We start from the raw sequence: 13,217 nt of genomic DNA on the forward strand, positions 1-13,217 counted from the left end.
AGGCGGCCGAAGACGCCGTCCTTCTCGTCGGCGGGGCCGGCGGTGAAGTAGAGCGAGTTGCTGTCGCCGAGGCTTTCTCCGTTGCCGAACAGCAGCCCCCACAGCCCCTCCACGCCGAGAACCGCACCGGATTCGTCCCGGACGTAGTCGATGAAGGCGCCGGTGGTGTCGTCGAATGCGGCGATGTGTCCGGCGCCCCCGAAGTTGCCGACCAGGATGCTGCCGCTGAGCGCCCCGAAGTCCGCCGGGGCGACGGCCACGCCCCACGGTGAGTTGAGGCGGCCGCCGTCGTCGAGCACCCGCACGAGGTTGCCGGCCCGGTCGAATTCGGCGATCTTGCCGCGGTCCGGGCGGTCGCCGGCCGCGACCTCTTGTTCGGCATCCAGCGAGTCCTCCTCGCCCGCATCGAATTCGCGGCCATCGGCGGAGTCCTCGGCGGCCTTGGTGACGGCGTAGGTGACGAAGACACGGTCGCCGGCGGTGACGAGGTTGAACGGGGCCGGATCACCCGGCCTCGCCCGCTTACCCGACCCCGGGTCGGCGGGATCGATCGGGTCGCCGGTCGCGAACGGGTTGACGAATCCCTGCGTCGGAACCAGTCGCCAGGACTTGTCGAATTGCCGGATCTGGGGATCGGCGCCGAAGTCGGCCGCCCACAAGGTGTCGTCGCGGCCCGAGGCAAGCGCGAGGCCGAAGAAGTTCATCCCCGCGGGGCCGCCGTCGAACATCTGCAGCGCGGGTCCGTCGCGGCGGACGATCCGACCGTCGGCGCCCTGTTCGGTCCAGCCGGCGATGCGACCGGTGTCGGTGGCGAAGAGGAATCGGGAGGACCCGGCGAGCAGCTCGGGGTGCCCGTCGACGTCGACGGGTTGTCCGGTGACGGCGAAGCTGTCGGAGGCCAGAGGTGCGGGGTTGAACGCCACGCCGGTGATCTTCCCGCCGCCGGTGTCGGAGGTGTCGGAGTCGGTGCCGGGGACGGTGACCTCGTGCAGTGCGTCCTGGTGCAACGGGCGCAGCGCCGGGTTGGGTGAGGCGCTCACGTCGCCGACGAACTCGAACGAGGTTCCGCCGCCGCCGACCCAGAAGTGTCCGCCTTCGCCTTGCGGGCGGATCGCGATACCCCAGGCGTTCACCATCTCGGGGAAGGTGGCCGCGGCGCCGTACGAGTCGTTGCTCGCCACGAGCGTCGCAGCGGCATAGCGGTTGCCGGGCAGCGACTCGGTGTCGGCGGCCGGGGCGGCGGGGCTGCATCCGGTCGCGCCGAGCAGCAGCGCGGCGAGGGGTCCGGCGCAGGTGATCGAGAAGCGACGTGGTGGGTGGTGGGGCATGGCAGTTCCTTTCGAGATCTCCGGTGCCGCACAAGGGTCGTGTCGGTCCGGGGAAGGGCAGTCGAGATGGCAGGAAGAGGTCAGTGTTCGGCGTTCCAGAAGCCGATCCATACCGCTGTCCACCAGCAGATCTGGGAGACCGAAGCGGTGGCCGCCCCCCAGATGGTCAGGGTGGGTGCGAGCGAGACGGTTGCGGCGCGGGCCATGCGCCGGCTCAGGATCAATGCCTGCAGACCGTTGAGGGTCAGGATCAGCACGCAGGGGACCTTGATCCGGGTCAGGGTCGAGGCGAGATTCGGTTCGAGCAGCGCGCCGCTGGCGACCAGCCCGGCCAGACCCAACCAGATCGGCAGGTGCAGGCGGTGTGCTCCGGCGATCGCCTCGGCGAGGGTCGATCTGCCCGACACCCACACCAGCACCAGATAGTCGGCGATCAGGACGCCACCGAAACCGAGCACGAGGGACGCCAGGTGCACGAACAGCGCCGCCGTGTGCAGCACGGGATCCACGGTGACGTGCGCCGAGATCCACAGCACCACCGTCAGGGTCGCGGAGGCGAGCACTCCGGCGACTGCAATGGCCCACCAGGAATCATGCAGGGCCAGTGGTCGGTCCGGCTCACTTGCCAGCATCCGACGTGTACCCGTGTCGACGGCGCGTGACGACGGGAGGCCCCGGTCCTCACCCCAGATGATCCTGGCGGTCCGCGCCTGCCGCGTCGGAAGTGGGGTCACCGGTGACCGGAGGGTCGGCGCGGTGGGGGACGAGGTCCCGGGGTCGGCGGTTGGCGAGTCGGTGGTGGAGGGGGAGGTGTTCTGCATCGGTGAGTCCGGTTCTGGTGAAGAGTGCGCGAACGGAGATCCGCGCCGACTTGGTGCGGTTGGTGGCGCGCGCTGCCCCGGACGCCGTGACCCGATGGGGAGTGGTGTGCGAACTACCGCACTGCCACGTTCGACCCCTCGAAGTCGTTGCTTCGCAGGCGTGTTCGGTCCGTCGTTGACCGGTCGGCGATGTGGGGGTCGCGATCGATCTCGTCCTGGGGACGAGTGCTCATGGTCACGATCGCTCCTCCAGACTTCACGGACCCTTCACAGGGTGTAGCTAAGGCTGCCCTTTGCTGATTGGCGATCTAAGTAAAAATGTTCGGATACCCGAAGTCAATTGATGTGACAGCGAACACACCGTGGTGTCCGATTTTCCCGGCCGCTCCGACCGCCCTTTCGGCCCACAACGAACGGAGATCCCGAACCCTTTCCGGGTCGGGGGTCTCTTCATTCGGGCACGTGAAGGACGGGGAATGTCCTCGTGGACTGTCAGGTTCGCGTCGTGATTGGTGCCCTCTATACCGGAACCCTGTTCGCGCCGACCGTGGACCGCGACCTGCCAGGGCAAGGCTTCACACACCGGACCGGCGACGTCGTCACCATCCGTAGTAAGCACTCGGCGCCCCGATCGACGAGGTCGGTGCCACGGAGACCCTGCCCGAATAGTCCCTCGGATTAGGCCGCCTCCTCGCCTATACCTCGCCGGCCGCCTGACCGCGTTCGTGCCTCCACCCCCACCCTCCCACCGCGGTGCCGGTCCCCGCCGCCACCGCGTAGACGCCTGCCCGGTCCTGGATGATCGGTCGAGCCGCCGCCTACTGGCACCGCGTCGACCATCATCGCGTGGGGGAAGCTTTCACAGGTCGTACGCCACGGCCTTCCCGAGAACGCGGATGCCGACACGGTCGCCGGGGGTGAGGGCGGTGGCGCCGAAGCGGCGGACGGTGACCCGTTCGGGCACCTCCCCGTCCCCGGTGTCGAGGCGGATACCGAGCAACATCTCCGACCCCAGATAGTCGACGTCGACGACCGTCCCGGATACACCGGCACCATCGGTGGTCACCTCGATCTGCTCCGGCCGCAACATCACTCGGGCGCTCCCGTGGACGCCGTTCGAGGCCACGGCCACGTCGCCGAGGGCGCAGCGGGCGCGGCCGCCGTCGACGTGCGCCGACAGGACGACGGCGTCGCCGATGAACTCCGCGGTGGGGACGTCGATCGGGGTGGAATAGATTTCGCGTGGGGTACCGATCTGGGCGAGCCGGCCCGCACTCATCACCGCAACCCGGTCGGCGAACGACAGCGCCTCGGGCTGGTCGTGGGTGACGAGGATGGTGGTGATCGCGGCCTTCGCGAGGACGTCGGCGACGATCCTGCGGGTGTTCGCCCGCAGGCCGGCGTCCAGTGCGGAGAACGGCTCGTCGAGCAGCATGAGTTCGGGTTCGCGGGCCAGTGCCCGCGCGAGTGCCACCCGCTGCTGCTGCCCGCCTGAGAGCTGGTCGGGTCGCCGGGACGCGTACGACGAATCCAGCGACACCATCTCGAGCAGCTCGGCGATCCTCGCCGGGGTGCGGGCCCGGCGGGGCAGCCCGAACCCGACATTCGCGCCGACCGTGGCGTGCGGGAACAGCGCACCGTCCTGGGCGACGTACCCCACCGACCGCCGGTGCGCGGGCGTCCAGCCACCGCCCGCGACGACCCGGCCGGCCAGTGCGATGGTGCCGGCATCGGGCTTCTCGAAGCCGGCGATCAGGCGGAGCAGGGTGGTCTTGCCGCAACCGGACGGTCCGACGATCGCCGTCGTGGATCCGGCCTCGACGGCGAATGCGACGTGCCGGAGGATCGCCGCGGCGCCGAACGACTTGTCGAGTCCGTCCACTTCGAGTGCGTATGTCATAGTCCCGCTACCTTTTTCGACTGGGAGAAGAGCACGTAGGTCATGGGCAGCGACAGCACGATCATGATCAGCGCGTACGGTGCGGCGCCGGCGTAGTCGATCTCGCTGCTCAGCGACCAGAACTGCATGGACAGGGTGCGGGTGCCGGTGGGCGCGAGCAGGAGGGTGGCGGTCAGCTCGTTGACGATCCCCAGGAACACCAGGGCCCCGCCCGCCGCGGTGGCCGGGGCGGCCAGCCGCAGCGTGACCCGGACGAAGGCCGACAGCGGTGAGAGACCCAGCGACTGCGCCGCCTCCTCGAGCCCGACGGGCGCCTGCGCGAGACCGGCCCGCAGGTTCACCAGCGCACGCGGCAGGAAGAGCAGCGCGTAGCCCGCGATCACGACGGCGACGCTCTGATAGAGCGGATGGAGGTAGCGGATGGAGACGGTGACCAATGCCAGTGCCACCACGATGCCGGGCAGCGAACTCGAGATGTAGGTGCCGCCCTCGAGGAAGCGGCTGAACCGGCCGGGGTGGCGGATCGAGATCCAGGCGATCGGGAAGGCGACTACACACGTCACGACGGCGCCGGCGATGCCGAACCCGAGAGTCTGCACCAGCGCGGACGCGACGGCGTCCCATTCCCAGACCGCGCTCCCGCCGATGACGAGCCACCGCACGACACTGACGACCGGGACACCGACGGACGCCGCGATCAGCACCCCGAGGAACAGAAGCACGATCGGTGAGTACCGCCAGCCGAGTTCGGCGGGCACGGCCCGGCGGGCCGCACCCGACCCGATCCGGGCGTATCGGGCGCTGCCACGGACGACCGATTCGATCACCAGCAAGGTGAGGCAGAGCAGCACCAGGACACCGGCGAGCATGGTCGCCGCGGTTCCGTTGAACGTCGACTGGTACTGCTCGAAGATCGCCGTCGTGAACGTGTCGAACCTGATGAACACGAATGCGCCGTATTCGGCGAGCAGGTGCAGCGAGACCAACAGTGCCCCACCCGCGATGGCCAGCCGCAGCTGCGGCACCACGACGCGGAAGAACACCGCCCACGGCCCCACACCGAGGGCCCGCGCCGATTCCTCGACGGCCGGATCCAGCCGGCGCAGTGTCGCGGCCGCCGGAATGTAGACGAGAGGGAAGTACGAGAGGGTCGCGATGAGAACACCGCCGCGCAGCCCGCCGAGGGAGGGAATCGCCGTCACCCAGGAATAGCTGTTCACGAACGCCGGAACAGCCAGAGGCACCGCGAGAAGCACCGCCCACACCTTCGCACCCGGCACCCGCGTGCGCTCGACGAGCCAGGCGGCGAGGACGCCGAGGACGACACAGATCGGCACCGTAACCACGACCAACAACACGGTGTTCGAGAGCAATTCGCGTACCCGCGGGCGGAACAGCAGCGCCGACGCGGTGTCCCAGCCCGTCGCGATGCTCTGCACCATCACGTAGCCGAGCGGAATGAACGACGCGGCCACCACGATCACCGCGGCGACCGCCAATGGGAAGGGCAGGTGCGGCCGGGCGGTCGGGCGACGCGCCGTGGCCGCGTCGCCCGACCGCACGCGGCCGATCAGTGCGAGATTCAGAGCAAACCGGCTTCCGTCATCAGCTCGGTGACCTGCGGGCTGTTGAGCTTCGCAGGGTCGACCTGCGGGGCCTGCAGTTCAGCGAGGGGAACGAGCTTCGGGTTCGCCGGCACGCCACTGCCCACCGTGTACTCGAACGACGTCCCGGTCTGCAGGACCTCCTGCCCCTTCTGACCGGTGACGAACTTCAGGAACTGCTGCGCCGCATCCTGCTTCGTGCTGGACTGCAGGACGCCACCACCGGAGACGCTGACGAATGCTCCCGGATCCTCGTTCTTGAAGTAGTGGAGAGCGACGTTGTTGCTGTTCTCTCCGGTCTTGGCCTGATCACCGAACCAGTAGTAGTGGTAGATCACACCGCCCGGGATTTCGCCGGCGTTGACGGCCTTCATCACCGTGCCGTTGCCCTTGTAGGTGCGGACGTTCTCCTTCATCCCGGCCAGCCACTGCCGGGTGGCGTCCTCACCCTTCAGCTCGAGCAGTGCGCTGACGATGGCCTGGAAATCGGCCCCCGACGGGGACGCCGCCCAGCGGTCCTTCCACGCGGGATCCTGCAGGTCGAGCAGCGACTTCGGCAGCTGGTCTGGCAGCATGTCCTTGTTGTAGGCGAAGACGGTGGAACGGGCCGCGATGCCGGTCCACTTGCCGGACGACGGCCGGTACTGGCCCGGGACCTGGTCAAGGACATCCCGGTGCACGTCGGCGAAGAGCCCGGCGTTCTCCACCAGCGTCATGGCCGGGGAGTTCTCGGTGAGGAACACGTCGGCCGGCGACTGGTCACCCTCGGCCACGAGCTGGTTGCCGAGTTCGGTGTCACTGCCGTTGCGCAGTTCCACCTCGATGCCGGTCTCCGCTGTGAAGGCGTCGGCCCATTCCTGGGTCAACGATTCGTGCTGGGCGTTGTACACGGTGATCTGGTTGGCGGCGCCGGAGTCGGTGCCGTTGTCCGAACCGGAATCCGAGCACCCCGCCACCGTCAGCACCGCGGCGGTGGCGAGCGCCACCCCCGACATCAGTCCGATCCGCATCCTCATCGTCCGTCCTCTTCCGCAGCGGGACCTCTTCCAGCCGTCTCCAGGAAAATGATGCTACTTGCAGGATTGGCAAACCTAACCATTCGGATTTGGTGGACTGAGCGGAGGTTGGGGCGTCGGCCCGTCTGGGTGAGAAGGGAAGGAAGGACCCGGACCGGCGGCGTCCAGCGTGGAAGAAGGCTCGCACCGGGTGGACGTGGACGTCCCTGTGTACGAGGAACTGGGTCGGGTGATCCCCACACCGGGACAGCCAATCAACGCCCGAAACCGCCACCCGCACATCGTCGACGTGCGCGGCGAGAATCACCCAACGTCGCTCCTGACATGCCTGTGATCAATGCGCCCGTCGATCGGTGGGCGCTTGTCTCGTTGCCGTGACGCGCAGGTTCGAACCAATAACGATGCGATCCGGTTCCGATCAGATTCCGAACGCACGACGCCGGGCCGTCGGCACAGGCCGAGTACGAATGTCACCGCCCGCCAGTAGAGGATGCCGACCACAATCGATAGCGCCAGCGCCAACCAGGGATGGTCGTCGCGCAGCGGCAGATACACCTGGAAATGTGTCAGGTAGATGTAGAGGGACGCACTCGCCAACACCCCTGCCACTCGGCTCAGCACCATGGGGCAGGGAACGGATTTGAGCCACACCAGCAGGCAGAGCCCACCGACGACGATGATTTCCCGTCGAGTCTCGCCGAAGAAGAACCCGGGAACCGTGGCCACGACCACCGCGGTGACCCAGAGTCGCTGCCAGATGGTCGTCGACTTGGCGGCGGCCCAGCCGAGAGCGAACAACCAGAAGACCACCGACGCGGTCAGGATGCGATTCCGGCTGTCGTCGACATCGACCAGTCCGTACCGGGTGAGCAGGCCGATAGCCACGAACCCCATCGCGAACCAGAACGGGTGCCTGCGCTCGATGCGGTCGACGAGCGGTATGTAGAGCACCGCGGCGAGGACGAGCACGATGTACACGATCGCCTCGACGAACCAGTATCTCCACTCGGCGGACCACCCGTCCGGACCGAAGATTCCGTTGAGCAGGAACGCACTGGTGATGCGGTAGTCCCCGGTGAGGGCGATGACGGATCCGATCCACACCATGCTGGGAACGGCGATCCGGGCGACGCTCCCGAGGGTGTGGCGGACGCGTTCGGTCCGTTCGGCGGTGCCGAGGTGGAACCGGGCGAAGTTGTAGCCGGCGACCCCGAGGAGCACGTGCGCTCCGCCGAGCAGCGTGAACAGGTGAATGTGCGAGCCCGCGATCAGCACGATCGCGACCGCGCGGAGCAGCACGTTGGTTTCCATCCTCCGCCACCGGCGTCGCCGCGGAGCCGGTGCGAAGTCCCCGACAGGCGTGGTGTGCCAGTTCTCGGGGAGGTGGCCGAGCATCTCCTCGAGTCGCAGGGACATCCGCACGTAGGACAGGGAGTCGCCGCCCAGGCTCACGAAGGTGCTGTCGTCGGTGACGTGCGTGCAGTGGAGGATCTCGGCATACAGCGCCCTTACGGCGCCGGTGTCGGGGCCTGTGGTCGATTGCGTGGCCATCGGGGGTTCGGACGCGTGTGCCAGCTCGGCGACGGCGCGGAGGTCGGGTTTTCCCGTCGAGGTCCGCGGAAGCTCGTCGACGGGGAACACCCGGATGGCCGCGACGGGAAGACCCGAGGCCCGGGCGGTCGCGTGCCGGACCGTGTCCACATCGCCGCAGTGCTGGACGGCCACGATCAGTTCGTCCGTGCCGCCCGCGCAGCAGGCCGTCAGCCCGTGCTGCGCGAGGGCCGACTCGACGTGCTGCAGGTCGATCCGCAGTCCGAAGACCTTGGCGAATCGGCTGCGGCGACCGACCACCTCGTACAACGCGTCACCCGTCTGCCGGGCGAGGTCACCGGTCCGGAGTTCGCCGCCGAGGGTGTCACCGAGGCGGAGGTCGTCGGGGGTGTGGGCGTAGCCGAGCATCACGTTCGGCCCCGCGTAGATCAGCTCGCCGGCACCGTCCGGGGCGTCGGCGACCGGTTCGAGCCGGAAGGATCCGCCGGGAATCGGCCGGCCGATCGACTGCGGGTGGGTGGCGGCGAGTTCCGGTGGTAGGTACGCCATCCGGGCGGTCGCCTCGGTCTGCCCGTACATGACGAACAACTCCCAGCCCCGCCGTCGACCCAGATCCGCGTAGGCCCGCACCCGGTCCGGTGCGAGCCGTCCGCCGGCCTGCGTGATGTATCGCAGGTCGGGCAGATCCAGTTCGTCGAACCCGATCCGGTCGAGGAGATCGAAGGTGTAGGGCACACCCGCGAAGCTGGTGCCGCGGTGGGCCTTGAAGAGGTCCCAGAACCCGGGGTCGGTGACCGAGTGGGTCGTGAGGATCAGGGCGGCGCCGCGGAGCAGGTGGCTGTGGATGACTGATAACCCGTAGCAGTAGTGCATGGGCAGCGTAGTCACAGCACGGTCGGTGTCGCGGATGTCGAGGTATTCCGCGATCGACTCGGCATTGGCCTGCACGTTGCGGTGCGAGAGGCGGACGAGTTTCGGTGATCCGGTTGATCCGGAGGTGCTCAGCAGCAGCGCGAGGTCGGGGTGCAGCAGGTGCACGGAGCACTCACGGAGCTCCTCGACCACCGTGCGCCCGTCGGCGCTGCGCACCACCACGTCGGGTCGGTACGCGGCGATCAGGGCCTCGAGGCTGTCGGGATTGTCGCCCGGTGCCAGCAGCACCGGATGCCCGGCGAACAGGGCCGAGAGATAGGTGACGACCAGATCAACCTCGTTGCTGCCGGCGACCAGCACCAGACGACGGGTCCCGCCGAGCCGTGAGGCCTTCCGCTCGACGCGTTCTGCCAGTTCACGGTAGGTGACCGTCTCGCCCGGAGTAATCAGCGCCAGAGAGTCACCGAATCTTCCCAACACGCGCACGAAACGCACACCGAAGCGCTCTAGATGGAAGGACGAGCTGGACACCGACAGAGTCTATAAGGCATGCCGTACCTAATATTCCTGGTAGGGCCGCAGATGCCGTCCGAGGAGCGACAGGCGGACCGTTTCGAACACCGGTCCCAGGCGCGAATTGTCCTGCCGAATTTCGGTCTCTGCCCGAGGTAATTTCAGTCGGCAGCGCCCACCACCGCGCGCACCGAGGGGTGACTGGCGCACGCCCGCGGCGGTCGGGGACCGAACGCCGCCGAATGACCCGGGCCGGGGTGTCCCCGCGCTGGTGGGCGGAGTCAAGCCCCGAATGAAAAACTATGCAAGATAGTAGTAGTGTGTGCGTGTCCGTCATCGTTTCGTTATCTCAACTCCGGCAAGGAACGCGATCTTGGCACGTCACCGCAAGCCCGAACCCGATCTCGACGTGTGCTGGGATCACGAGAACATCACGACGGCCGCCGTGGGTGCGGTGACTTCTGCCCCCGCGGTCGACCCGCACCCGGCCGCCGGCGAGGGACAGGCCGAGACGGGGGAGTGGGCGGCCGTTCCGGCCGCCGCGCCGCACGCTCCGCGGCACCGCCGCGGCGGTGCGCATCGGCAACCCACGCCGGCCCGGCCCGGCGGGCGGGCGATGGTGCTGTCTATGGCCACCGGGGCGCTGCTCGCCGCCGGAACCTCGACCGCGCACGCCGCACCGGCCGACCCGACCCCGCAGGCCTCGGAGGTGGCCCCGCAACCCGCACCCGATCCGATAGCCGCGGCCCTCGCCGCGGTGCCGCAGGTGCTGCAGATCCCCGAGACTGCGGAGCTGTCGAAGTTCACAGATCAGCTGGCGAAGGCACGGGAGCGGGAGGCCGAACGCCTCGCCCGCGAGGCAGCCGACCGGGCCGCCCGGACTCCCCAGGCCACCCCGGGGAGCGGCGGAGGGTTCCTCCGACCGCCGGGAACCTCCATCGCACCGGTCAGTGGAACCCTCACCTCGAACTACGGGGCGCGCTGGGGCACCACCCACTACGGGCTCGATATCGCCAACGACATCGGCACCCCGATCGTGTCGGTCACCGACGGCACCGTGCTCGAGGCCGGACCCGCCTCCGGGTTCGGCATGTGGGTGCGGATCCTGCAGGACGACGGCACCGTCGGCGTCTTCGGGCACATCAACGAAGCCCTGGTCACGGCGGGGCAGAAGGTCCGGGCGGGTCAGCAGATCGCCACCGTGGGCAATCGTGGGCAGTCGACGGGCCCGCATCTGCATTACGAGGTCTGGCAGGCCGACGGAATGAAGACCGATCCGATGGCGTGGCTGCGGGCGCGGGGCATCAACATGACATCATCCGACTGAGTGATCGGACAGATTTTCGGTACGTGAGGAGGACCATGAAGGGACTCGGTGGCCTCGAAGCCGAGGTGATGGACATCCTGTGGTCCTCGGCCGAGCCGTTGTCGGTGCACGATCTGCTCGACACGCTCAGCGAGCGCAAACAGTTGGCGTACACCACGATTCTCACGGTCGTGACCCATCTGCACGAGAAGGGCTGGGTGGAGCGGGAGAAGCGCAGCCGCGCCTACTTCTATTTCCCGGTGCGCTCCCGCGAGGAAGCGACGTCGCAGGCACTGCGGGAATTGCTCGACAGCAGCAACGATTCCGCGGCGGTTCTGCTGCACTTCGCGGGCACGGTCTCCGAGACCGAGCAGGAAGCGTTGCGGCGGGGGCTGCGGAAGGGCCGCAAGAAGTGACCCTCGCGGCCGTGCTGCTGGTCGGCGCTGTCCTCGTGGCGGTCCTGGCCCCACCCGTGCTCGAAACCATGCCGTTCTCGGGGATCCGGCCCAACGTGGTGCTGGCGTTCTGGCTGGCGAGTATGGCCAGTGTGCTGTTCTTCGCGGGCTCGGCGGTGGTCGTCCTCGCCTGGCCGGACCACGCTCCGGCCGAGGGGGTGATCGAGACGATCGTGCGGTGCTTCTCCGCCGTTTCGCACACCGCTGCCCCCTGGATCGGGGCATCGTTGGTCGCCGCGGGCCTGATGGTCGGTGCGGGTGTGGTCGCCCGGGCCGTCTTCTTCGCCCGGCAGCAGTCCGTCTCCCGGTCCCACATGCAGGACTTTCACCGTGATGTGGTCGCGATCGTCGCCCGCACCGAACAGGGCCATGACGACGTGATGTGGCTCGATCATCCACTGCCGATGGCCTATTCGGTTTCCGGGCGTCCCGGTTTCGTGGTGGCGACCGAGGGGCTGTCGTCGAGCCTGAGCGGTGTCGAACGCGACGCCGTTCTCGCCCACGAACGTGCCCATTTGAGCGGGCACCATCACCTGATCGTCGGTGTCGCCGACCTGCTGGCCCGGGTTCTGCCGATGGTGCCGCTCTTCGCCCGGTCTCCGCGGGCGATCAAGACCGTGATCGAGCTGGCCGCCGACGAGCAGGCTGCCCGGGTCACCAGCGCGGCCGTGGTCAGCTCGGCGCTGTCCGTCGTGGCCGATGCCGCCCTGCCGACCCCGGCGTTCACGCTCGGGCTGGGCAACGACATGAACCTGCGCCTGTGGCGGCTGCGGCGGGCGCCGCACACCCGATTCTCCCGGCTGGCGTGCTGCGCGGCGGCCGCCGTGACGGTCACCGTGCCCGCGGTTGTCGCATTGACGGTCGTGTCGGTGACGACCATGACTGCGTGCATCCTGCTGACCTGACACGGTTTTCGCGGATTCCGCGGTGAGGACCCCACCCCCTAAATACTATGTTGCGTAGTAGTTCGGTTAGGCTGTCGACGTCTCATTGATTGCGTTTCGACAGGAAGCGGGCATCTCATGACCGCCATCGCACCCCCACCGGTCGCCACCCGGGCGTATCCCGCCCGCACGGCGCCCAAGGGGTCGTTTGTCTACAAGATGATCACCACGACCGATCCCAAGGTCCTCGGGATCATGTACCTGGTGACCTCGTTCGCGTTCTTCCTGATCGGCGGCCTCATGGCCCTGATCATGCGCAGCGAGCTCGCGGTGCCGGGCATGCAGTTCCTGTCGAACGAGCAGTACAACCAGCTGTTCACCATGCACGGCACGATCATGCTGCTGCTCTACGCGACCCCGGTGGTGTTCGGTTTCGCGAACTACATCCTGCCGCTGCAGATCGGTGCCCCCGACGTGGCGTTCCCCCGCCTGAACGCGTTCAGCTACTGGCTGTACCTGTTCGGGGCGATCATCGCGACCGCCGGCTTCATCACCCCCGGCGGTGCCGCGGACTTCGGCTGGACCGCCTACGCCCCGCTCAGCTCCGCGGTGAGTTCACCCGGGATCGGCGCGGACCTGTGGATCGTCGGTCTGCTGGTCTCGGGCCTGGGCACCATCCTGGGTGGGGTCAACATGATCACCACCGTCGTGTGCCTGCGCGCGCCGGGCATGACGATGTTCCGGATGCCGATCTTCACCTGGAACATCTTCATCACCAGCATCCTGATCCTGCTGGCGTTCCCGCTGCTGACCGCGGCGCTGCTGGCGCTGCTCGCCGACCGCCAGCTCGGCGCCCACATCTTCGACCCCGCCTCCGGTGGAGTGATGTTGTGGCAGCACCTGTTCTGGTTCTTCGGTCACCCCGAGGTGTACATCATCGCGCTGCCGTTCTTCGGCATCGTCTCG

The 13,217-nt window shown here is 68.1% G+C and carries 10 protein-coding genes; 4 read left to right on the forward strand and 6 right to left on the reverse strand.

The annotated features are described in order from the left end of the window. From MLGJGCBP_RS08685 to MLGJGCBP_RS08710, 6 genes are all read right to left on the reverse strand, one after another. On the reverse strand, positions 1 to 1,328 hold a 1,328-nt coding region (locus MLGJGCBP_RS08685), incomplete at its 3' end, for a TIGR03118 family protein (RefSeq protein WP_160094887.1). An 80-nt stretch (positions 1,329 to 1,408) separates the two neighbouring features. Then, entirely contained in the window at positions 1,409 to 2,149 is a 741-nt protein-coding gene (locus MLGJGCBP_RS08690) for a hypothetical protein (protein WP_007296036.1), read from the reverse strand. 859 nt (positions 2,150 to 3,008) lie between these two features. Next, positions 3,009 to 4,049, reverse strand: a complete 1,041-nt coding sequence (locus tag MLGJGCBP_RS08695) for an ABC transporter ATP-binding protein (RefSeq protein WP_007296035.1) — start codon at positions 4,047 to 4,049, stop codon at positions 3,009 to 3,011. Next, the gene (locus tag MLGJGCBP_RS08700; protein WP_007296034.1) at positions 4,046 to 5,611 is read right to left on the reverse strand and encodes an ABC transporter permease; all 1,566 of its coding nucleotides are present in this window, start codon (positions 5,609 to 5,611) and stop codon (positions 4,046 to 4,048) included. Before MLGJGCBP_RS08700 ends, MLGJGCBP_RS08695 begins: the two co-directional genes overlap by 4 nt. A 20-nt stretch (positions 5,612 to 5,631) precedes the next feature. Next, complete coding sequence (locus MLGJGCBP_RS08705) at positions 5,632 to 6,669, reverse strand: iron ABC transporter substrate-binding protein (RefSeq protein ID WP_012686877.1); 1,038 nt, start codon at positions 6,667 to 6,669, stop codon at positions 5,632 to 5,634. 303 nt (positions 6,670 to 6,972) lie between these two features. Beyond that, the gene (locus MLGJGCBP_RS08710) at positions 6,973 to 9,624 is read right to left on the reverse strand and encodes an AMP-binding protein (protein ID WP_012686878.1); all 2,652 of its coding nucleotides are present in this window, start codon (positions 9,622 to 9,624) and stop codon (positions 6,973 to 6,975) included. A 355-nt stretch (positions 9,625 to 9,979) separates the two neighbouring features. Between MLGJGCBP_RS08710 and MLGJGCBP_RS08715 the strand changes: the two genes are divergently transcribed. The 4 genes from MLGJGCBP_RS08715 to MLGJGCBP_RS08730 all read left to right on the forward strand — a co-directional run. After that, positions 9,980 to 10,933 (forward strand): M23 family metallopeptidase, encoded by a 954-nt coding sequence (locus tag MLGJGCBP_RS08715; RefSeq protein WP_007296030.1) that lies wholly within the window; start codon positions 9,980 to 9,982, stop codon positions 10,931 to 10,933. A 35-nt stretch (positions 10,934 to 10,968) separates the two neighbouring features. Then, on the forward strand, positions 10,969 to 11,328 hold the full coding sequence (locus MLGJGCBP_RS08720; protein WP_007296029.1) for a BlaI/MecI/CopY family transcriptional regulator: 360 nt from the start codon (positions 10,969 to 10,971) through the stop codon (positions 11,326 to 11,328). Continuing rightward, positions 11,325 to 12,272: a M56 family metallopeptidase gene (locus MLGJGCBP_RS08725; protein ID WP_007296028.1), complete on the forward strand. Its 948-nt coding sequence runs from the start codon at positions 11,325 to 11,327 to the stop codon at positions 12,270 to 12,272. Before MLGJGCBP_RS08720 ends, MLGJGCBP_RS08725 begins: the two co-directional genes overlap by 4 nt. A gap of 117 nt (positions 12,273 to 12,389) precedes the next feature. After that, positions 12,390 to 13,217: cbb3-type cytochrome c oxidase subunit I (locus MLGJGCBP_RS08730; protein WP_201453002.1), on the forward strand; the 828-nt coding region annotated here is incomplete at its 3' end.

It is taken from the genome of Rhodococcus sp. T7, from assembly GCF_009872365.1.
Lineage (GTDB): Bacteria > Actinomycetota > Actinomycetes > Mycobacteriales > Mycobacteriaceae > Rhodococcus_F.

What these genes read in the sequence shown, in the direction of transcription:
- MLGJGCBP_RS08720 (WP_007296029.1), top strand. Translation starts at nt 10,969, where the DNA reads ATGAAGGGACTCGGTGGCCTCGAAGCCGAGGTGATGGACATCCTGTGG.
- MLGJGCBP_RS08705 (WP_012686877.1), bottom strand. Translation starts at nt 6,669, where the DNA reads ATGAGGATGCGGATCGGACTGATGTCGGGGGTGGCGCTCGCCACCGCC.
- MLGJGCBP_RS08695 (WP_007296035.1), bottom strand. Translation starts at nt 4,049, where the DNA reads ATGACATACGCACTCGAAGTGGACGGACTCGACAAGTCGTTCGGCGCC.
- MLGJGCBP_RS08690 (WP_007296036.1), bottom strand. Translation starts at nt 2,149, where the DNA reads ATGCAGAACACCTCCCCCTCCACCACCGACTCGCCAACCGCCGACCCC.